The following is a 20,925-nucleotide window of genomic DNA, read 5'->3' as shown; positions in this document are numbered from 1 at the left end:
CTCAAGATTTCAATGCTTCGGCCAGTTTCGCGATCTTGCCGCGAACCGAGCCATCGATTACCAGGTCGCCGGCGCGGATGACGACGCCGCCGATCAGGCTGGCATCCTCCGACGCGTGCAGGCGCACTTCCCGGCTGAGCCGTGCACTGAGAACCTTGGCGAGTTTGTCTTGCTGTTCTTGGTTCAACGCAAAAGCACTGGTGACTTCCACGTCCACGGATTTCTCTTGCTCGGCCTTGTACAGGTCGAACAGAGCGGCGATCTCCGGCAGAAGCAGGAGACGGTCGTTTTCCGCGGCAACATGAATGAAATTCTGTGCCTGTACATCGAACTTGTCACCGCACACTTCAATGAATGCGGCGGCCTTTTCTGCGCTAGTCAGTTGCGGGGCCTTGAGCAGGCGCTGCATGGTGCCGTCTTCCGACACCGCAGCAGCCAGGCCGAGCATGGCTGACCAATTGGCCAGTTGCTGCTGGGCCTGGGCGTGCTCGAAAGCTGCCTTAGCGTAAGGTCGGGCCAACGTGGTCAGTTCTGCCATGATCGCCCTCGCTTAAATTTCAGCGGCCAGTTTGTTAACCAGCTCCGCATGCGCGTTTTGATCGATTGTGGCGCCAAGGATCTTTTCAGCGCCGCCAACGGCCAGGGCACCCACTTGGGCACGCAGGGCGTCTTTGATGCTGTTGAGTTCCTGTTCGATCTCGGCTTGAGCCTGAGCCTTCACACGGTCAGCTTCGACGCGAGCCTGATCACGGGCTTCCTCGACAAGCTGAGCAGCGCGTTTCTTGCTTTGCTCAATGATTTCGGCTGCCTGTGCTTTTGCTTCACGCAGTTGCTGACCCGCTTTCTCTTGGGCCAGCTCCAGGTCGCGAGCTGCGCGGTTGGCAGCGTCCAAGCCGTCGGCAATCTTCTTTTGGCGCTCGTGCAGAGCAGTGATGACCGGAGGCCATACATACTTCATGCAGAACAGCACAAAAATCAGAAAAGCAACGGATTGGCCAATCAGGGTTGCATTAATGTTCACGCCAACACCTCGCTCGGTCTTTGTCCATCACACCAATCAACTCGTAGAAACGAGTGATTAGCCGGCGATCTGACCAACGAAGGGATTCGCGAAGGTGAAGAACAGAGCGATACCAACACCGATCATGGTTACGGCGTCGAGCAGACCGGCAACGATGAACATTTTGACCTGCAGCATCGGAACCATCTCAGGCTGACGAGCAGCGCCTTCCAGGAACTTGCCGCCCAGCAGGCCGAAACCAATGGCGGTACCCAGAGCACCCAGGCCGATCAGCAGAGCAACAGCGATAGCGGTCAGACCAACTACAGTTTCCATCTTTCCTCCCGACTTTTACGTCGTATTGGTTAGGTTTTTTAATTGAAGCGGTAAAACAAATCGTTTGAAACAACTGCCCTTGCGGACTTTTTCAGTCTTCCCCCCGAACAGGCGGGGAAGACTATCAGACACGCCAGGCGGTCTTAATGGTTATCTTCGTGCGCCATCGACAGGTAGACGATGGTGAGCATCATGAAGATGAATGCTTGCAGAGTGATGATCAGGATGTGGAACACGGCCCACGCCCATTGCAGCACCACACCCAGGCCGCTCAGCCAGAGGATGCCGGTGCCGAACATCACGGCGATCAGGATGAACACCAGCTCGCCGGCATACATGTTGCCGAACAGACGCAGTGCCAGGGAGATCGGTTTGGCGATCAGGGTGACGAATTCCAGCAGGAAGTTCACCGGGATCAGCAGGATCTGCACGAAGATGTTCTTGCTGCCGAACGGGTGGAGCGTGAGCTCGCCGATGAAGCCGCCGATGCCCTTGACCTTGATGCTGTAGAAGATGATCAGCGCGAACACGCTCAGGGCCATGCCCAGGGTGGCGTTCGGGTCGGTGGTCGATACGGCGCGGAACGGAATGTGCGGATCGCCCGAGATCAGGATCGCCAGCTGCGGAATCCAGTCGACCGGTACCAGGTCGATGGCGTTCATCAGGAACACCCAGACGAAGATGGTCAGGGCCAACGGTGCGATGACCGGGCTACGACCGTGGAACGAGTCCTTCACGCTGCCGTGAACGAAGTCGACCAGTACTTCGACGAAGTTCTGCAGGGCACCAGGCTGACCGGAGGTCGCCTTCTTGGCCGCCATGCGGAAGATGAACAGGAAGATCAGACCCAGTGCAACGGACCAGCCCAGGGTGTCCAGGTGGAATGCCCAGAAGCCCATTGCCTTGGCTTCGGCAGCCGAATGGGCCAGGCCCCAGCTGCCGTCTGGTAGTTGACCGTAGGTCAGGTTCTGCAAGTGGTGCTGGATATAGCCCGAAGCGGTTTCTGCTGCCATGGTTGCCTCAAACGCCCTAAGGTCTCGAAAGTCTTTTATTCATCAGCAGTGGCGCGAACCAGCTGACCGTGAGAGTCAGCAGGAAGACGCCGAATACTGCTAACGGCGCCAGTGGCTTCACTCCTGCAAAGGTCAGTGCGAACAGCACTGCCGTCAAAATCAATTTGCCTGCCTCGCCTGCGTAGAACGACTTGACGATGGCCTGCGCCGCCCGGGCTCCGCTGAAGCGAAAAGCCTTCCAGGCGAAATACACGTTGGGCAGCCAGCCGATCAAACCTCCACAGAGGCCCGAATAACCGCTGACCTTGCCCTGCCACTGCCACAACACCAACGTTGCCAGCAATAACACCCCAAATTGAGCCAGCAGTACCGGGAAAACCGCCCAGCGATGGAAAGGCAGGCGGTTTGGCGTGCGGATTTCCATCAAAACTGCTCCTCGAAAGTCGACTGCCCAGTCAGCTATGACTTGGCATAATTTGTGCCGACAAAATGCGCGCAGAGTATAGGGGTGGATTAACCCCTATTCAACTCTTGGGTAGTGATTTCCGACTGCGCGCTACAACGGGAATTGTTTCAGCGGATGTGAGCAAGTACACCCTGAAGCTCGTCGAGGGAGTTGTAGCGGATGACCAGCTGGCCCTTGCCCTTGTCGCCATGGCGAATCTGCACCGATGAGCCCAGGCGCTCTGCCAGCCGCTGTTCCAGCCGGGCGATATCCGGATCAGGTTTGCTCGATTCCACCGGCTCAGGCTTGCCGTTGAGCCACTGACGGACCAGTGCCTCGGTTTGGCGCACGGTGAGGCCTCGTGCGACAACATGTCGCGCCCCTTCTTCCTGCCGGCTCTCCTCGAGCCCCAGCAAGGCGCGCGCATGGCCCATTTCCAGGTCGCCGTGGGCGAGCATGGTCTTGATCGCCTCAGGAAGGCTGATCAGGCGCAGCAGGTTGGCCACGGTGACACGCGACTTGCCCACGGCATCGGCCACCTGTTGCTGGGTCAGCTCGAACTCCTGCTGCAACCGCTGCAGGGCAAGGGCTTCTTCCAGCGGGTTGAGATCCTCGCGCTGGATGTTTTCGATCAGCGCCATGGCGATGGCGGCTTCGTCCGGCACCTCGCGGACCATGGCCGGGATAGTGTCCAGGCCTGCCTGCTGGGTGGCGCGCCAGCGACGCTCACCGGCGATGATTTCGTAGCGGCCTTCGCCAATCGGGCGAACCACGATCGGCTGCATCACGCCATGATTGCGGATCGAATGCGCCAGCTCCTCCAGCGCCTCCGGGTCCATGTCACGGCGAGGTTGGTACTTGCCACGCTGGATCAGTTCGACCGGCAGGCGCTGCAGTTCCTTCTGGTCGACCGTGACAGCCTGCTCTTCGAGCGCGCTGACGGAAGGACCACTGAGCAGTGCATCCAACCCACGTCCGAGACCGCGTTTCTTGATGGCCATGCGGATTCCTTAAGTTGTTTGTGCAGTGCGGGATTGACGGCGCTGACGGCGCACCAGTTCCCCAGCCAGGGCCAGGTAGGCGAGCGCACCACGTGATTGCTTGTCGTAGGCCAGCGCCGGCATACCGAAGCTCGGAGCCTCGGCCAGGCGAATGTTGCGCGGTATCACGGTGTCGTAGAGCTGATCGCCGAAATGCTCCTTGAGCTGGGCCGAAACATCGTTGTTCAGGCTCAGGCGCGGGTCGTACATGGTTCTCAGCAGGCCTTCGATCTTCAGCTCCGGGTTCAACCGGGCAGCGATGCGCTTGATGTTATCCACAAGGTCGCTCAGGCCTTCCAGCGCGTAGTACTCGCACTGCATGGGGATAATCACGCCATCGGAAGCGACCAAGGCGTTCAGCGTCAGCATCGACAACGAAGGCGGGCAGTCGATGAGGATGTAGTCGTAGTTGTCGCGGATAGGCGCCAGCGCGTTGCGCAGGCGGCTCTCCTTCATCTGCATTTCCAGCAGCACCACCTCTGCGGCGGTGAGGTCACGGTTGGCGGGCAACAGCTGGAAGCCGCCGTGCTCGGAGTACTGCATGGCCTGGGCCAGGTCGCATTCCCCGATCAACAGGTCGTACACCGAGTGCTCGAGCTCGTGCTTGTCCACACCGCTGCCCATGGTGGCATTGCCCTGTGGATCGAGGTCGATCAGCAGCACGCGACGCTTGGTCGCGGCCAGCGATGCGGCGAGATTGATGCAGGTGGTGGTCTTGCCGACACCACCCTTCTGGTTCGCGATTGCGAATACCTTAGCCATTGTTGCGTGTGTTCCCAGTCAAGCCTTGCGGCGCAGTATCAGCAGATGGCGCTGGCCCTGGCAACCTGGAACGGTCAGGGCCTGCTCGCTTTCCACTGTGAAGTCTGCGGGCAATGCTACCAGTTCATCGGCAGGATGCAGCCCCTTCATTGCAAGCCATTGCGTACGGGCGTCACCCAGGTGGCGGGTCCAGTTGGTGAAATTCTCCATGCTGCTGAACGCCCGGGAGATGATGCCGCAGAACGGTTGCTCGGGCTGAACCTCTTCCACACGGCTGTGGATAACCGTCAGGTTGTCGAGTTTCAGCTCCATCTTCACCTGCGTCAGGAAGCGGGTCTTCTTGCCGTTGCTGTCCAGTACCGTCACCTGCTTGTGCGGATGCAGGATAGCCAGCGGGATACCCGGCATGCCGCCGCCGCTGCCAACATCCAGCCAGCGTTGCGTGTCGCTGTGGATAAACGGCATGACGCTGAGGCTGTCGAGCAGATGACGCGACACCATCTCGTCCGGATCGCGCACTGCGGTCAGGTTGTAGGCCTTGTTCCATTTGATCAACAGGGCCAGGTACCCAAGCAGCAGTTCGTGCTGCTGCGCACTCAGCTCGACTCCGAGCTGGCGCGCACCTGTGGACAACTCTTCGGCATGTTGCGGGGTGACCAGGGAACTCAAGCGCTTTGCTCCAATTCGCGGCCAGCGCCGCGTTTTTTCAGGTGAATCAGCAACAGAGAAATTGCCGCCGGGGTAACGCCGGGAATACGGGAAGCCTGGCCGAGGGTTTCCGGACGGGTCTGGCCGAGCTTGCTCTGGATTTCCTTGGACAACCCGGAAATGCCAGCGTAGTCGATATCCACAGGCAGGCGAGTGTCTTCGCTGGCGCGCAGACGGGCGATCTCGTCCTGCTGGCGATCGATGTAGCCGGCGTACTTGGTCTTGATCTCGACCTGTTCGGCCACCTGGGGATCGATGACATCACCGCCCGTGGCTTCGATCAGCCCGGCGTAGTCGATCTCGGGGCGCGCCAGCAGGTTGAGCAGGTTGTACTCGTGGGCCAGCGGTGTACCGAACTTATCCACAACGGCTTGGCCTTGCGGCGTGCCCGGGCGGATCCAGGTGCTCTTCATGCGCTGTTCTTCGCGCTCGATGCCTTCGCGCTTGGCGGTGAAGGCGGCCCAGCGCTCATCGTCGACCAACCCCAGCTCGCGGCCTTTCTCGGTCAGGCGCAGATCAGCGTTGTCTTCGCGCAGGATCAGCCGGTATTCGGCACGCGAGGTGAACATGCGGTAAGGCTCCTGGGTGCCCAGGGTAATCAGGTCGTCGACCAGTACGCCGATGTACGCCTCGTCACGGCGCGGACACCAGCTTTCGCGGCCCTGCGCACGCAGTGCGGCGTTGGTACCGGCCAGCAGGCCCTGGGCGCCGGCTTCTTCGTAGCCGGTGGTGCCGTTGATCTGGCCAGCGAAGAACAGGCCGCCGATGACCTTGGTCTCGAGGCTGTACTTGAGGTCACGCGGGTCGAAGTAGTCGTACTCGATGGCGTAACCCGGACGCACGATGTGCGCGTTCTCCATGCCGCGGATCGAACGGACGATCTGCAACTGCACATCGAATGGCAGCGAAGTCGAGATGCCGTTGGGATACAGCTCATGGGTATTCAGGCCTTCCGGCTCGATGAATACCTGATGGCTTTCCTTGTCGGCGAAGCGATGGATCTTGTCCTCGATCGACGGGCAGTAGCGCGGGCCGATGCCTTCGATCACACCGGAGTACATCGGCGAGCGGTCGAGGTTCGAGGCGATGATCTCGTGGGTGCGGGCGTTGGTGTGGGTAATCCAGCAGCTGACCTGGCGCGGGTGCATCTGCGCATTACCCATGAACGACATCACCGGGATCGGGGTATCGCCGGGTTGTTCGCCCATCACCGAGAAGTCTACCGAGCGGCCATCGATACGGGGCGGCGTGCCGGTTTTCAAACGGCCAACGCGCAGCGGCAGTTCACGCAGACGATGAGCCAGGGCAATGGCGGGAGGATCACCGGCGCGACCACCGGAGTAGTTCTGCAGGCCGATGTGGATAAGTCCACCGAGGAAGGTGCCGGTAGTCAGCACCACAGAGTCGGCGAAGAAGCGCAGGCCCATCTGTGTCACCACGCCCTTGACCTGGTCCTGCTCGACGATCAGGTCATCGCAGGACTGTTGGAATATCCACAGGTTCGGCTGGTTTTCCAGGATCTCGCGGACCACGGCCTTGTAGATGGCGCGGTCGGCCTGTGCACGGGTGGCGCGCACAGCCGGGCCCTTGCGGTTGTTCAGGATGCGGAACTGGATGCCGCTCTTGTCGGTGGCAAGCGCCATGGCGCCGCCGAGTGCATCGATTTCCTTGACCAGGTGGCTCTTGCCGATACCACCGATGGCCGGGTTGCAACTCATGTGACCGAGGGTTTCCACGTTATGGGTCAGCAGCAGGGTTTTCACACCCATGCGTGCGGACGCAAGCGCAGCCTCGGTACCGGCATGGCCGCCGCCGATGACGATCACTTCAAAACGGGAAGGGAAATCCACCACGCACCTCGTGCCTGTTTTGCGAATAGAGAAGGTAAGCCGACAAGTATAGGGACTTCACCCGCTCTAGTGAAACCGTCTGAGCAAATTTTGACCAGTCTGTGGATGAATGGCGGCAATAGAAATCAAAAAGGAAAAATTTATAAAAGCTTTGTTTTTATGTTTATTCTTAGGCGGCTATCCACATGTGGATAAGTTAATTGAGGCCAGTATCCATGCTGCCTTCAGAGAATCATAACCCTGTGTCGAAGGGGGGTTGAGGGTTCTGGATAACGGCGTTTAACCTGTGGATTAAAGTACGTGTTACCCACAGGCAGGATTGTCCTCAGAAAAAAAGCCTGGTTATCAACGGACCTGAAGGCCAGTTTTCCACAGGGCTCCTGGAGATGGTTTTCGGTCTGTGGATGAGATCTACAGTGGGTAATCGATTCGCGGGCAAGCCCACCTTTCTGACAGGCAAAAAAAAGCCGCTCCTGGCTGGAGCGGCCTTGGTGTTGCCGAGCTGTGGATTATTTACCGATACAGAAACTCGAGAAGATCCTTCCCAACAGGTCATCCGAGCTGAATGCGCCGGTGATCTCTCCCAGGGCCTGTTGAGCATGGCGCAGGTCCTCTGCCAGCAACTCACCGGCACCAGCGAGTGTCAGCTGGGCATGACCATGATCGAGGTGGGCGCTGGCCTGGCGCAGTGCATCCAGATGCCGCCTGCGCGCACTGAAGCTGCTTTCCGCAGTCTGTTCGTAACCCATGCAGGCCTTGAGGTGATCACGCAGCAGATCCAGGCCTGTGGCGTCGCCCTTCGCACTGAGGGTGATCGTCACGTGGCCATCATCACTCTGCTCGATACCGACGCTCTCGCCACTCAGGTCGGCCTTGTTGCGAATCAGCGTGACTTTTGCAGGGTCCGGCCGTTGATCGAGGAACTCCGGCCACAAGGCGAACGGATCGTTGGCCTCGGGCGCAGTGGAATCCACCACCAGCAGTACCCGGTCTGCCTCGCCAATCGCCTTGAGTGCGCGTTCCACGCCAATCTTTTCCACATGATCGTCGGTATCGCGCAGACCTGCGGTATCCACCACGTGCAACGGCATGCCATCGATGTGGATATGTTCGCGCAGGATGTCCCGGGTGGTGCCGGCGATGTCGGTGACGATCGCCGCCTCGCGTCCGGCCAATTGGTTCAGCAGGCTCGATTTGCCGGCATTCGGACGGCCTGCAATCACCACCGTCATGCCGTCACGCAGCAACGCCCCCTGCCCCGCCTCACGCTGAACTGTGGACAAGTCGTCCCGGACGGCTTCCAGCATCTTCAGCACATGGCCATCGGCGAGAAAGTCGATTTCCTCCTCCGGGAAGTCGATCGCCGCTTCAACGTAGATGCGCAGGGCGATCAGCGCTTCGGTCAATGCATGCACCCGCTTGGAAAACGCCCCCTGCAGCGAGCGCAACGCATTGCGTGCGGCTTGGGTGGAACTGGCTTCGATCAGGTCGGCGATCGCTTCGGCCTGGGCCAGGTCGAGTTTATCGTTGAGGAACGCCCGCTCGCTGAACTCGCCAGGACGGGCGAGACGACAACCCAACTCGACACAGCGCTGCAACAGCATGTCGAGCACCACCGGCCCTCCATGCCCCTGCAGTTCCAGGACGTCTTCACCAGTGAACGAGTTGGGGCCAGGGAAGAACAGCGCAATGCCTTCATCCAGGACCAAACCACCGTCGGCACGAAATGGCCCGTAGTGGGCATGGCGCGGAGTCAGTGTGCGGCCGGTGATGGCCTGCCCGGCCTGGCTGGCCAGTGGCCCGGACAAGCGGACGATACCGACGCCACCGCGGCCCTGGGCGGTGGCGATGGCGGCAATGGTTTCACGCACGGTGTTCATGCTCGAAAGCCTCTACGACAAAACGACGGATAGCAAAAACGCCCCACGAAGGGGCGTTTTTATTCACAGGCTAACGGGTCAACCTGTCAAGCAGCCGCTTTTTTCGTGGCTGCTTCGATACGGCGGGTGATGTACCACTGCTGAGTGATCGACAGGCAGTTGTTCACAACCCAGTACAGCACCAGACCTGCCGGGAACCACAGGAAGAAGAAGGTGAAGATGATTGGCATCATTTTCATGACCTTCGCCTGCATCGGATCCGGTGGGGTCGGATTCAGACGCTGCTGGATGAACATGGTGGCGCCCATGATGATCGGCAGGATGAAGAATGGATCCTTGATCGACAGGTCGGTAATCCACAGCATCCACGGGGCCTGGCGCATCTCGACGCTTTCCAGCAGTACCCAGTACAGGGCCAGGAACACTGGCATCTGCACCAGGATCGGCAGGCAGCCGCCCAGCGGGTTGATCTTCTCTTTCTTGTACAGCTCCATCATCGCCTGGGACATCTTCTGGCGATCGTCACCGAAGCGTTCCTTGAGCTGGGCCAGTTTCGGCGCCACGGCACGCATGCGCGCCATCGAGCGGTAGCTGGCAGCCGACAGCGGGAAGAACAGACCCTTGATGAGCATGGTCAGAACGATGATCGACCAGCCCCAGTTACCCAGCAGGCTGTGGATATGTTGCAGCAGCCAGAAGATCGGCTGAGCGATGAACCACAGGAAGCCGTAGTCGACGGTCAGCTCCAGGCCTGGGGACAACTCCTTGAGCTTGGACTGGATCTTCGGACCTGCGTACAGCGTGGCGCTGGTCTCGACCTTGCCGCCGGCAGGCACGTTCAGCGCCGGGCCGGTGTAGCCGATGATGTAGTTGCCCTGGCTGTCCTTGCGGGTCTGGACCACGTTGTTGTCCGACTTGGCCGGAATCCACGCGGTCACGAAGTAGTGCTGCAGCCATGCTACCCAGCCGCCAGACACATTTTCTTTCAAATTACCTTTGTCGATGTCCTTCATCGACACCTTCTTGTACGGCTCCGAACTTGTCCACAGGGCAGCGCCCAGGTAAGTCGCGGTACCGGTCGCGGTGCTCGAGGAAGGATCGGAGCTGGCGTCACGCTTGAGCTGGGCAAACATGTTGCCGGTCCAGGCTGCACCGCTCTGGTTGTCGATCAGGTAGCTGACGGTCAGGTCGTACTCACCGCGCTTGAAGCTGAAGCGCTTGATGTAGTTGACGCCGTTATCGCTGAACTTGAGGTCGACCACCAATTGGTCCTGACCGTCGGTCAGCTGGAAGCTCTTCTGGTCGGCAGCGTACAGGGGACGACCGCTCGAACGGGCGTCCGGGCCATTCGCGCCGGTCAGGCCGCTCTGCGCCAGATAGACACGCTCGCCGCCGTTGTCGAACAACTGGAAGGCGATGTCCGGATGATCCTGACGGCGTGGGTACTTGGGCAAGGTCAGCTGGACGATGTCACCGCCGACCGGGTCGATAGCCAGGTCCAGGACATCGGTCTTGACCCGGATCAGGTCCTTGCTGAGCGCGACTGGCGCGATTTCAGCGGGGCTGGCTTCGGCATTGGCGCTCGGCACATCGGCGCTGGCGCCGTTATTGCCGGCCGGCACGGTGTCCGGCAGAGCCGGTGCAGCGTTGCTGGCAGCAGTATGCTGAGTCGGCAGGGCTGCCTGACCATAGTCCTGGTTCCACTTGAGGACCAGAACGTAGGACACGATTGCCAGGGCGACGATCAGGATCGTGCGTTTAATATCCATGATTACTCGGCTATCGAAGAAGTTCGGGAGGAAGGAGCAGGCGGGACGGGATCGAAACCGCCATCATTCCACGGATGACAACGACCCAGGCGACGAACGGCAAGCCACCCGCCACGCAAGAGGCCATGGTTTTCTATGGCTTCATACGCGTAACAGGAGCAACTGGGGTAGAAACGACAGTGACTGGCCATCAGAGGACTAATGGCGTAACGGTAGAACTGGATCGGAACGAGGGCCAGTTTACGCATCGTGACTGTCTACCCGTGCGGAATCGGCAGGTACCGCTGGAGAGGGCCGACTGCGGGCCAGGCGCTTCCAGAGTTTGCCAAAGTGTTGGTGCAATTCTGGGTTTTCTATCTCACCCAACCCCTTGCGCGCGACGATCACGATATCCAGCCCGGCCAGACTTTGCTGGTTCAGACGGAATGAGTCGCGCATCAGGCGTTTGAGGCGGTTGCGTTGAACGGCGAGCTTGACGCTCTTCTTGCCGATCACCAGGCCGAGGCGTGGATGATCGAGGCCGTTCTCGCGGGCAAGGATGAGCAGGCTTTTCCCTGGAACCTTGCCGGTTGGGGAGTCGAAGACTGCTTTGAAATGCCGGGGTGTAAGCAGTCGCTTATCCCGACTGAAGTCCTGACTCACCACCTGTGCCGAAAAATCAAATTGCCAGACGCTTACGGCCTTTGGCACGACGACGCGACAGAACAGCGCGGCCGTTCTTGGTGGCCATACGGGCACGGAAACCGTGGGTGCGCGCGCGCTTGATGGTGCTTGGTTGGAAAGTACGTTTCATGGCGTGTTACCTGGGTTGTCGACAACGGGCCGGGATGGCCCCCTTTTTAAGAGACCGGCGATTCTAGAGAAAGCAAGCCGATAGGTCAATTTCCAACCAGCATTCCTTATAGACGGCCTTTCCCCTCTGCCAGCCTGAGGACCGGTTGATTCATACGGAACAGATGCTCAACATGTAAAAAAAGAGAGACATATAGAAAGCTTTTTTGAAGAACTTATAGATCTTAAGTGGATAAGTATCTGTGGATAACCTATTGCAGGCCACAATCCATCGACTGTACAGAGAATCATAAGTATGTCGGTAACAGGTGCTCTGGCTGTGCCGGACCCGCGGAAAAGCTGTGGATGGAATAGGCGTTTATCCACAGATGAATTATCCACAGGGTTGAACCCAGGGTTGTGCATAGCCCTCATGTGCCGTTATCCACAGGGCTTATTTTCCGCTTGAAAGGTCGTTTTTGCCGCTAAATGACTGATTTGGCACAGCTCAACACACCACGACATGTGGATAAGTGATTGCTCGCCCGGTACAATGGCGGTTTGTTTTTGCCTCATCCGGCTTTCAACTCAGGGGATATCCGTGTCAGTGGAACTTTGGCAGCAGTGCGTGGAGCTTCTGCGCGACGAACTGCCTGCCCAGCAATTCAACACCTGGATCCGTCCGCTACAGGTCGAAGCCGAAGGCGACGAGTTGCGCGTCTATGCGCCTAACCGTTTCGTTCTCGATTGGGTCAATGAAAAGTACCTCGGCCGCCTGCTCGAACTGCTGGGTGAACAAGGAAACGGCCTTGCACCTGCCCTCTCCTTATTAATAGGCAGTCGCCGCAGCTCCGCTCCACGAGCGGCACCTAACGCACCGGTCAGTGCTGCGGTCGCCGCATCCCTGGCCCAGAGCCAGGCCAAGCCGGCTGTTCAGCCAACAGCGGTTGCCAGTGCACCGGTCACGGCGCTCGAGCCTGAGTTGGTCAGTGAGGTGCAGGAATCTACGTCCCACGACGGTTTCGATGGGGTGGGTGATTCGACGCCTGCGCCTGCGGCAACCACCCGTACCGAGCAACGGACCGTCCAGGTCGAAGGTGCGCTCAAGCACACCAGCTACCTGAACCGAACCTTCACCTTCGAGACCTTCGTGGAGGGTAAGTCCAACCAGCTGGCGCGCGCTGCGGCCTGGCAGGTTGCCGACAACCCCAAGCATGGTTACAACCCGCTCTTCCTTTATGGGGGCGTGGGCCTGGGTAAGACGCACTTGATGCACGCTGTGGGTAACCACCTGCTGAAGAAGAACCCGAATGCCAAGGTCGTCTACCTGCACTCGGAGCGCTTCGTCGCCGATATGGTCAAGGCGTTGCAGTTGAACGCAATCAACGAATTCAAGCGCTTCTACCGTTCGGTGGACGCGCTGTTGATCGACGATATCCAGTTCTTCGCCCGCAAAGAGCGTTCCCAGGAAGAGTTCTTCCACACCTTCAATGCCCTGCTTGAGGGTGGACAGCAGGTCATCCTCACCAGTGACCGCTACCCTAAAGAGATCGAAGGCCTGGAAGAGCGCCTGAAGTCGCGTTTCGGTTGGGGCCTGACGGTGGCTGTCGAGCCACCGGAGCTGGAAACCCGCGTGGCGATCCTGATGAAGAAGGCCGACCAGGCCAAGGTCGAACTGCCGCACGATGCTGCGTTCTTCATTGCCCAGCGCATCCGCTCCAACGTGCGTGAACTGGAAGGTGCATTGAAGCGGGTGATTGCTCACTCGCACTTCATGGGGCGAGATATCACCATCGAGTTGATTCGCGAATCGCTCAAGGATCTGCTGGCGCTGCAAGACAAACTGGTCAGTGTGGATAACATCCAGCGCACGGTCGCCGAGTACTACAAGATCAAGATCTCCGATCTGTTGTCCAAGCGCCGCTCGCGCTCTGTTGCGCGCCCGCGGCAGGTGGCCATGGCGTTGTCCAAGGAGCTGACCAACCACAGTCTGCCGGAAATCGGCGACATGTTCGGCGGTCGGGACCACACCACCGTGCTGCACGCTTGCCGCAAGATCAACGAATTGAAGGAATCCGACGCGGACATCCGCGAGGACTACAAGAACCTGCTGCGCACGCTGACCACCTGATGGGTGCCGGCGCAGCTCTTTGAAGGCAAGGGACTAGACCATGCATTTCACCATTCAACGCGAAGCCCTGTTGAAACCCCTGCAACTGGTCGCAGGCGTCGTCGAGCGCCGCCAGACCTTGCCGGTCCTGTCCAACGTACTGCTGGTCGTGCAAGGCCAGCAGCTGTCGTTGACCGGTACCGACCTGGAAGTCGAACTGGTTGGCCGCGTGCAACTGGAAGAGCCGGCTGAGCCTGGCGAGATCACCGTCCCGGCGCGCAAGCTGATGGACATCTGCAAGAGCCTGCCCAGCGACGTGCTGATCGATATCAAGGTCGATGAGCAGAAGCTGCTGGTCAAGGCTGGTCGTAGCCGCTTCACCCTGTCGACCTTGCCGGCCAACGACTTCCCCACCGTGGAAGAAGGCCCGGGTTCGCTCACCTGCAACCTGGAGCAGAGCAAGCTGCGTCGCCTGATCGAGCGCACCAGCTTCGCCATGGCCCAGCAGGACGTTCGCTACTACCTCAACGGCATGCTGCTGGAGGTCTCCACCGACACGCTGCGTGCTGTCGCCACTGACGGTCACCGTCTGGCACTGTGCGCCATGCAGGCGCCCATTGGCCAGGCCGAGCGCCACCAGGTCATTGTGCCGCGCAAAGGTATCCTGGAACTGGCGCGCCTGCTGACCGATCCGGAAGGCATGGTCAGCATTGTCCTGGGCCAGCACCACATTCGCGCCACCACCGGTGAGTTCACCTTTACCTCGAAACTGGTCGACGGCAAGTTCCCGGATTACGAGCGCGTATTGCCCAAGGGTGGTGACAAGCTGGTGATCGGTGACCGTCAGGCGCTGCGTGAAGCGTTCAGCCGTACTGCGATCCTGTCCAACGAGAAGTACCGTGGCATTCGTCTACAACTGGCCTCCGGTCAGCTGAAGATTCAGGCCAACAACCCCGAGCAGGAAGAAGCTGAAGAAGAGATCAGCGTCGACTACGAAGGCAGTTCGCTGGAGATCGGCTTCAACGTCAGCTACTTGCTGGACGTTCTTGGGGTCATGACCACTGAGCAGGTTCGTCTGATTCTCGCCGACTCCAACAGCAGCGCCTTGCTGCAGGAAGCCGGCAATGACGACTCGTCCTACGTTGTCATGCCGATGCGTCTGTAACCCGTAGCAGGCCAAATGTCCCTTCGACGTCTTTCGGTCACCGCGGTGCGCAATCTGCACCCGGTGACCCTCTCCCCCTCCCCTCGTATCAACATCCTCTACGGCGCTAACGGCAGCGGCAAGACCAGTGTGCTCGAGGCCGTGCATCTTCTGGGGCTGGCACGCTCATTTCGCAGTACCCGATTGAACCCCGTCATTCAGTACGAACAGCCAACCTGTACTGTATTCGGCCAGGTTGAAATCAACGATGGCGCGACGAGCAACCTCGGAGTTTCGCGCGAGCGACAAGGGGATTTCACCATTCGCATTGACGGTCAGAATGCGCGCAGCGCTGCGCAACTGGCGGAGATGCTGCCGTTGCAGTTGATCAACCCGGACAGCTTCCGTTTGCTCGAAGGTGCTCCCAAGGTGCGTCGCCAGTTCCTGGATTGGGGAGTGTTCCACGTGGAACCTCGATTCATGGCGACGTGGCAACGCTTGCAGAAGGCCCTGCGGCAGCGGAACTCATGGCTGCGACATGGTACACTTGACGCTGCTTCGCAAGCCGCCTGGGACCGGGAACTGTGTCTCGCCAGCGCGGAAATAGATGAATACCGTCGCAACTATATCAAGGCCTTGAAGCCCGTCTTCGAGCGAACCCTGAGCGAACTGGTCGAGCTGGACGGATTGACCCTTAGCTACTATCGAGGCTGGGACAAGGATCGGGACCTCAGTGAAGTCCTCGCCACCTCTCTCCTTCGCGATCAGCAGATGGGCCATACCCAGGCCGGTCCGCAGCGTGCTGACCTACGCCTGAGATTGGGCGCCAATAACGCGGCCGATATCCTGTCTCGTGGTCAGCAAAAGCTGGTCGTTTGTGCCCTGCGGATTGCCCAAGGGCACCTCGTCAGTCAGGTTCGTCGCGGTCAGTGTATTTATCTGGTGGATGACTTGCCGTCCGAGTTGGACGAGCAGCATCGACGCGCGCTGTGTCGCTTGCTTGAAGAATTACACTGCCAGGTTTTTATCACCTGTGTAGATCACGAATTACTGAGGGAAGGCTGGCAGACGGATACGCCAGTTGCTTTGTTCCACGTGGAACAAGGCCGTATCACCCAGACCCACGACCATCGGGAGTGAAGGCATGAGCGAAAATCAAACGTACGACTCCTCCAGCATCAAGGTGCTGAAAGGGCTGGATGCCGTGCGCAAGCGTCCCGGCATGTACATTGGCGACACCGATGATGGTAGCGGCCTGCACCACATGGTCTTCGAAGTGGTCGACAACTCGATCGACGAAGCGCTCGCCGGTCATTGCGATGACATTACCGTCATCATCCATCCGGACGAATCCATCAGTGTTCGCGACAACGGTCGTGGCATTCCCGTCGACGTGCATAAAGAGGAAGGCGTTTCCGCCGCCGAGGTCATCATGACCGTACTGCACGCTGGCGGTAAGTTCGATGACAACTCCTACAAGGTTTCTGGCGGTCTGCACGGCGTCGGCGTCTCGGTGGTAAACGCCCTCTCGGAGAAGCTGGTTCTGACCGTTCGCCGTAGCGGCAAAATCTGGGAACAAACCTACGTCCACGGTGTGCCACAAGCTCCGATGGCTGTGGTCGGTGAAAGCGAAACCACCGGTACCCACATTCACTTCAAGCCTTCCGCCGAGACCTTCAAGAATATCCACTTCAGCTGGGACATCCTGGCCAAGCGGATTCGTGAGCTGTCGTTCCTCAACTCGGGCGTTGGCATCCTGCTGAAGGACGAGCGCTCCGGCAAGGAAGAGTTCTTCAAGTATGAAGGTGGTCTGCGTGCTTTCGTCGAGTACCTGAACACCAACAAGACCCCGGTGAACTCCCAGGTCTTCCACTTCAACGTCCAGCGTGACGATGGCGTGGGTGTCGAAGTCGCCCTGCAATGGAACGACAGCTTCAACGAAAACCTGCTGTGCTTCACCAACAACATTCCGCAGCGCGACGGTGGTACTCACCTGGTGGGCTTCCGCTCCTCGCTGACTCGTAGCCTTAACAGCTACATCGAGCAAGAAGGCCTGGCCAAGAAGAACAAGGTCGCGACCACGGGCGACGATGCCCGTGAAGGCCTGACCGCGATCATCTCGGTGAAGGTGCCGGATCCAAAGTTCAGCTCGCAGACCAAGGACAAGCTGGTTTCCTCGGAGGTGAAGACCGCCGTGGAGCAGGAGATGAACAAGTACTTCGCCGACTTCCTGTTGGAAAACCCCAACGAAGCCAAGGCGGTTGTTGGCAAGATGATCGACGCTGCGCGTGCTCGTGAAGCAGCGCGCAAGGCGAGGGAAATGACCCGCCGCAAAGGTGCTCTGGATATCGCTGGTCTGCCGGGCAAGCTTGCCGACTGCCAGGAAAAAGACCCTGCCCTTTCCGAACTGTACCTGGTGGAGGGTGACTCCGCCGGTGGTTCGGCCAAGCAAGGTCGTAACCGCCGCACCCAGGCAATCCTGCCGTTGAAGGGCAAGATCCTCAACGTCGAGAAAGCGCGTTTCGACAAGATGATCTCGTCTCAGGAAGTCGGTACGCTGATCACCGCCCTCGGCTGCGGTATCGGCCGCGAAGAGTACAACATCGACAAGCTGCGCTATCACAACATCATCATCATGACCGATGCTGACGTTGACGGTTCGCACATCCGTACCCTGCTGCTGACGTTCTTCTTCCGTCAGTTGCCTGAGCTGGTCGAGCGCGGCTACATCTACATTGCCCAGCCGCCGCTGTACAAAGTGAAGAAAGGCAAGCAGGAGCAGTACATCAAGGACGACGAGGCCATGGAAGAGTACATGACCCAGTCGGCCCTGGAAGATGCCAGCCTGCACCTGGACGAATCGGCGCCTCCCGTGTCGGGTGTTCAGCTTGAGGCACTGGTCAATGAGTTCCGCGGTGTGATGAAGACGCTCAAGCGTCTGTCGCGCCTGTACCCGGAAGAGCTGACCGAGCACTTCATCTACTTGCCGGAAGTCACTCAGGCGCAGTTGGCCGATCACGCGACCATGCAAGCCTGGTTGGGCAAATTCCAGGAGCGCCTGAACAACAGCCAGAAGTCTGGGCTGACCTACCGGGCCAGCCTGCGCGAAGACAAGGAACGCAACATCTGGTTGCCGGAAGTCGAAGTTACTTCCCACGGTCTGGCCAGTTACGTCACCTTCAACCGCGAGTTCTTCGGCAGCAACGACTACCGTACGGTGGTCGTGCTGGGCGCCAAGTTGGCGACCCTGCTTGGCGAGGGTGCCTATGTTCAGCGTGGTGAGCGTCGCAAGGCAGTCACCGAGTTCAAAGAAGCCCTCGATTGGCTGATGAACGAAACCACCAAGCGCCACACCATCCAGCGATACAAAGGACTGGGTGAGATGAACCCGGATCAGTTGTGGGAAACCACCATGGACCCGACCGTGCGCCGCATGCTCAAAGTCACCATTGAGGATGCGATTGCGGCCGACCAGCTGTTCAACACCTTGATGGGTGACGCGGTAGAACCGCGTCGTGACTTCATCGAAAGCAACGCGTTGTCGGTGTCCAACCTGGACTTCTGATTACGAGCTTCAGCTACGAAAAGCCAAGGTCTAGACCTTGGCTTTTTCGTTTTCTGGGGCACGAAACACGAATGTTCCACGTGAAACACTGTTCAACGGGCGTCAGGATTCGAGGTCCTTGAGCCTTCTGTACAAGGTGCGTTCACTCATCCCCAGCTGCTTGGCCAGCTCGCGTCGCGATCCCTGGAAGCTGTCCAGTGCTTGCGCCAGCGCCCTCAGTTCATGCTGCTCGCGTGACTGATGTCTCGCCGCTGAGTCCAGATCGGTGTCTTCGACCAGATGTTCACTGCGAATCAAACCATCATCGGCAAACAGCCAGGCCCTCTCCAGCATGTTCCGCAGCTCACGAATATTTCCCGGAAACGGATGCAGGTTGAGACGCTCGAGTGCGTCATGGCTGATTCGAGGTGCGCCTTTGCCCGCGATACGTTGCAGCAGGCTTTCAATCAGTAGCGGCAAATCTTCGACACGCTCACGCAGCGCCGGCAGACGAATCGGAAATCCACTGATGCGGTAATACAGGTCTTCACGGAAGGCGCCCTGCGCGACCATCGCCTTGAGCGGCTTGTGTGTCGCCGACACCAGGCGGAAATCCGAGTGCACGGTGCGCAGGCTGCCCACCGGGCGAAAACTGCCGGTCTCGATCAGGCGCAGCAGTTTGACCTGCATGGCCAGCGGCACTTCACCGATCTCGTCCAGGAACAGGGTGCCGCCATGCGCCGCCTCGGCCAAGCCGATCTTGCGTTGTGTCGCGCCTGTGAACGCGCCTTTCTCGTAACCAAACAGCTCACTCTCGAACAGTGATTCGGTGAGGCCGGTGCAATCGACCACCACCAGCGGGCCGTTGGCCCGGGGGCTACCCAGGTGCAGGGCGCGGGCGAACAGCTCCTTGCCTGTTCCAGACTCACCTTGAAGCAGCACCGGAATCTGAGCCGGAGCAGCCCGTCGCAGGCTGGCGAGTGCCGACTTGAACGCCGGTGACTGCCCGACCAGCCCCTGCTGCTGAGGTTGTGCAGACGCCAGGGTGATGCTGGTCAGCCGTTCGACGAATGCCACCACCCTGCCCTGCTCGTCGAGGATCGGTCGCAGTTCGACGTCCACATGTTCCGGCCCGCGCGGGGTGTGATGAATGTGCAACACGCGCTCCGGCATCTTGCTGCCCCATGCCTTGCGCAGCGGACAGTGCTCCCCAGCCTGATCGCAGGGCACGGCGTAATGGTGCGAAACCCTGTGACACTTTTCTCCCAGAGGGGCGCGATCCTGCGTGGCGAACTGGCGTCGATACGCCGCGTTGGCCGCAAGAATGTTGTAGTCGGTATCGAGCACGATGGCGGGCAACACATCGTGTTCGAGGTAGGACACCAGCGCGAGGATGGCAGGATGGTTTGCAGCAGGAAGCTCGGACATGGGGGCACCGGCAAAAACTACCCGGCGAGGTTAACAAGGACTGCCAATCACTGCCAGCAGCTGACAGATGACTGCCAGTCTTCTTGGCAGTCTTTAACTATCGTGTTGATACAACACCTGCAAATGCAGGACATATCCGCCGGAAATGACCTGGCATGCATCTTGATAAAGCGTCTGTTCCTGCCGCCGCCTCTATTCAGGTGTGGCAGCGCTTTGGAGACTGTGATGATCATTGGCAACAACCTTCATGTGGAAGCCCTGTTCGACCCGGCGACTTCGACCATCAGCTACCTGCTCATGGACCGCGAAACAAAGCACTGCGCATTGATCGACAGCGTGCTGGATTACGATCCGAAGTCAGGCCGTACCAGCCACGCCTCTGCCGACCGGCTGATCGCGCAGGTCGAGGCATTGGGTGCCAAGGTGCAGTGGATTATTGAAACCCACGTGCATGCGGACCACCTCTCGGCAGCGGCCTACCTCAAGCAACGGCTGGGCGGCCAGATTGCCATTGGCGCCCACATCACCCAGGTGCAGAAAACCTTCGGTTCGCTGTTCAACGCCGAGCCTGGTTTTGCCCGGGATGGTAGTCAGTTCGATGTGCTGTTCGTGGACGAGGAAGGTTTCCGTATCGGCAACCTGCATGCCCGCGCGCTGCACACGCCAGGGCATACCCCCGCGTGCATGAGCTACATGATCGAGGATGCGGGCGAGATTGCCGTTTTTGTCGGCGACACGTTGTTCATGCCCGACTACGGCACCGCCCGTTGCGATTTCCCCGGCGCCAGCGCTCGCACGCTGTATCGCTCGATCCGTCGCCTGCTGGCCTTCCCTGACCAGACCCGGCTGTTCATGTGCCATGACTACCTGCCCGGTGGCCGTGAGTTGCGCTACGTGACCACGGTGGCCGAGCAGCGCGCCAGCAACATCCATATTCACCAGGGTGTCAGCGAAGACAGCTTCGTCGAGATGCGCGAAGCCCGTGACAAGACCCTCGACATGCCGGTGCTGATCCTGCCTTCGGTGCAAGTCAACATGCGCAGCGGGCAGTTGCCCGAGCCGGAAGACAATGGCGTGCGCTACCTGAAGATCCCGCTGAACGCGATTTGAGCGGCTCAGCACACC

General features: G+C 59.4%; 20 protein-coding genes. 5 read left to right on the top strand and 15 right to left on the bottom strand.

From position 1 onward, the window contains the following. Position 1: 1 nt before the first annotated feature. From HU748_RS16455 to rpmH, 14 genes are all read right to left on the bottom strand, one after another. Entirely contained in the window at positions 2–538 is a 537-nt protein-coding gene (locus tag HU748_RS16455) for a F0F1 ATP synthase subunit delta (protein WP_054893007.1), read from the bottom strand. Positions 539–550: 12 nt separating this feature from the next. Then, positions 551–1,021 (bottom strand): F0F1 ATP synthase subunit B, encoded by a 471-nt coding sequence (locus HU748_RS16450; protein WP_054893008.1) that lies wholly within the window; start codon positions 1,019–1,021, stop codon positions 551–553. Between the two features lie 57 nt (positions 1,022–1,078). Continuing rightward, entirely contained in the window at positions 1,079–1,336 is a 258-nt protein-coding gene (gene atpE, locus HU748_RS16445) for a F0F1 ATP synthase subunit C (protein WP_003097235.1), read from the bottom strand. Positions 1,337–1,479: 143 nt separating this feature from the next. Next, on the bottom strand, positions 1,480–2,349 hold the full coding sequence (gene atpB / locus HU748_RS16440; protein ID WP_054893009.1) for a F0F1 ATP synthase subunit A: 870 nt from the start codon (positions 2,347–2,349) through the stop codon (positions 1,480–1,482). Positions 2,350–2,365: 16 nt separating this feature from the next. Then, positions 2,366–2,773: a F0F1 ATP synthase subunit I gene (locus tag HU748_RS16435; protein WP_054893010.1), complete on the bottom strand. Its 408-nt coding sequence runs from the start codon at positions 2,771–2,773 to the stop codon at positions 2,366–2,368. 149 nt (positions 2,774–2,922) lie between these two features. Then, positions 2,923–3,795, bottom strand: coding sequence for a ParB/RepB/Spo0J family partition protein (locus tag HU748_RS16430; protein WP_054893011.1), 873 nt, complete (start codon positions 3,793–3,795; stop codon positions 2,923–2,925). 9 nt (positions 3,796–3,804) lie between these two features. After that, complete coding sequence (locus HU748_RS16425; protein WP_063541904.1) at positions 3,805–4,596, bottom strand: ParA family protein; 792 nt, start codon at positions 4,594–4,596, stop codon at positions 3,805–3,807. Positions 4,597–4,614: 18 nt separating this feature from the next. Further along, a complete protein-coding gene (rsmG, locus tag HU748_RS16420; protein ID WP_186670178.1) occupies positions 4,615–5,265 on the bottom strand; it encodes a 16S rRNA (guanine(527)-N(7))-methyltransferase RsmG in 651 nt (216 codons plus the stop codon). Further along, the gene (gene mnmG, locus HU748_RS16415) at positions 5,262–7,154 is read right to left on the bottom strand and encodes a tRNA uridine-5-carboxymethylaminomethyl(34) synthesis enzyme MnmG (protein ID WP_065864648.1); all 1,893 of its coding nucleotides are present in this window, start codon (positions 7,152–7,154) and stop codon (positions 5,262–5,264) included. Before mnmG ends, rsmG begins: the two co-directional genes overlap by 4 nt. Positions 7,155–7,663: 509 nt before the next feature. After that, positions 7,664–9,034 carry a tRNA uridine-5-carboxymethylaminomethyl(34) synthesis GTPase MnmE gene (gene mnmE, locus HU748_RS16410; RefSeq protein WP_186670182.1) on the bottom strand — a complete coding sequence of 457 codons (1,371 nt, stop codon included), beginning with the start codon at positions 9,032–9,034 and terminating at the stop codon, positions 7,664–7,666. Positions 9,035–9,120: 86 nt separating this feature from the next. Continuing rightward, on the bottom strand, positions 9,121–10,803 hold the full coding sequence (gene yidC, locus HU748_RS16405) for a membrane protein insertase YidC (RefSeq protein WP_186709465.1): 1,683 nt from the start codon (positions 10,801–10,803) through the stop codon (positions 9,121–9,123). Positions 10,804–10,805: 2 nt separating this feature from the next. After that, positions 10,806–11,051: a membrane protein insertion efficiency factor YidD gene (gene yidD, locus HU748_RS16400; RefSeq protein ID WP_011536514.1), complete on the bottom strand. Its 246-nt coding sequence runs from the start codon at positions 11,049–11,051 to the stop codon at positions 10,806–10,808. Beyond that, the gene (rnpA, locus tag HU748_RS16395; RefSeq protein ID WP_081255180.1) at positions 11,044–11,448 is read right to left on the bottom strand and encodes a ribonuclease P protein component; all 405 of its coding nucleotides are present in this window, start codon (positions 11,446–11,448) and stop codon (positions 11,044–11,046) included. The genes yidD and rnpA overlap by 8 nt, the downstream gene beginning before the upstream one ends. A gap of 13 nt (positions 11,449–11,461) precedes the next feature. Next, the gene (gene rpmH, locus HU748_RS16390; RefSeq protein WP_003253163.1) at positions 11,462–11,596 is read right to left on the bottom strand and encodes a 50S ribosomal protein L34; all 135 of its coding nucleotides are present in this window, start codon (positions 11,594–11,596) and stop codon (positions 11,462–11,464) included. 579 nt (positions 11,597–12,175) lie between these two features. Between rpmH and dnaA the strand changes: the two genes are divergently transcribed. From dnaA to gyrB, 4 genes are read left to right on the top strand one after another with little or no spacing between them, the layout of a single operon-like run. Then, the gene (gene dnaA, locus HU748_RS16385; RefSeq protein ID WP_186670186.1) at positions 12,176–13,705 is read left to right on the top strand and encodes a chromosomal replication initiator protein DnaA; all 1,530 of its coding nucleotides are present in this window, start codon (positions 12,176–12,178) and stop codon (positions 13,703–13,705) included. Positions 13,706–13,745: 40 nt separating this feature from the next. Then, positions 13,746–14,849 carry a DNA polymerase III subunit beta gene (gene dnaN / locus HU748_RS16380; RefSeq protein ID WP_186709464.1) on the top strand — a complete coding sequence of 368 codons (1,104 nt, stop codon included), beginning with the start codon at positions 13,746–13,748 and terminating at the stop codon, positions 14,847–14,849. A gap of 15 nt (positions 14,850–14,864) precedes the next feature. Then, positions 14,865–15,968, top strand: coding sequence for a DNA replication/repair protein RecF (recF, locus tag HU748_RS16375; RefSeq protein ID WP_186670190.1), 1,104 nt, complete (start codon positions 14,865–14,867; stop codon positions 15,966–15,968). Between the two features lie 4 nt (positions 15,969–15,972). Then, positions 15,973–18,393, top strand: coding sequence for a DNA topoisomerase (ATP-hydrolyzing) subunit B (gyrB, locus tag HU748_RS16370; protein ID WP_186721135.1), 2,421 nt, complete (start codon positions 15,973–15,975; stop codon positions 18,391–18,393). Positions 18,394–18,495: 102 nt separating this feature from the next. Here the strand turns inward: gyrB and HU748_RS16365 are convergent, their stop codons facing one another. Next, entirely contained in the window at positions 18,496–19,800 is a 1,305-nt protein-coding gene (locus HU748_RS16365) for a sigma 54-interacting transcriptional regulator (protein WP_186721133.1), read from the bottom strand. A 225-nt stretch (positions 19,801–20,025) separates the two neighbouring features. Between HU748_RS16365 and HU748_RS16360 the strand changes: the two genes are divergently transcribed. After that, positions 20,026–20,910: an MBL fold metallo-hydrolase gene (locus HU748_RS16360; RefSeq protein ID WP_186721131.1), complete on the top strand. Its 885-nt coding sequence runs from the start codon at positions 20,026–20,028 to the stop codon at positions 20,908–20,910. The last annotated feature ends 15 nt before the right edge of the window (positions 20,911–20,925 follow it).

Source organism: Pseudomonas sp. RW3S2 (genome assembly GCF_014268955.1).
Lineage (GTDB): Bacteria > Pseudomonadota > Gammaproteobacteria > Pseudomonadales > Pseudomonadaceae > Aquipseudomonas > Aquipseudomonas wayambapalatensis.
The sequence above is the reverse complement of the archived record's forward strand: the minus strand, read 5'-3'. Positions and strand labels throughout refer to the sequence as shown.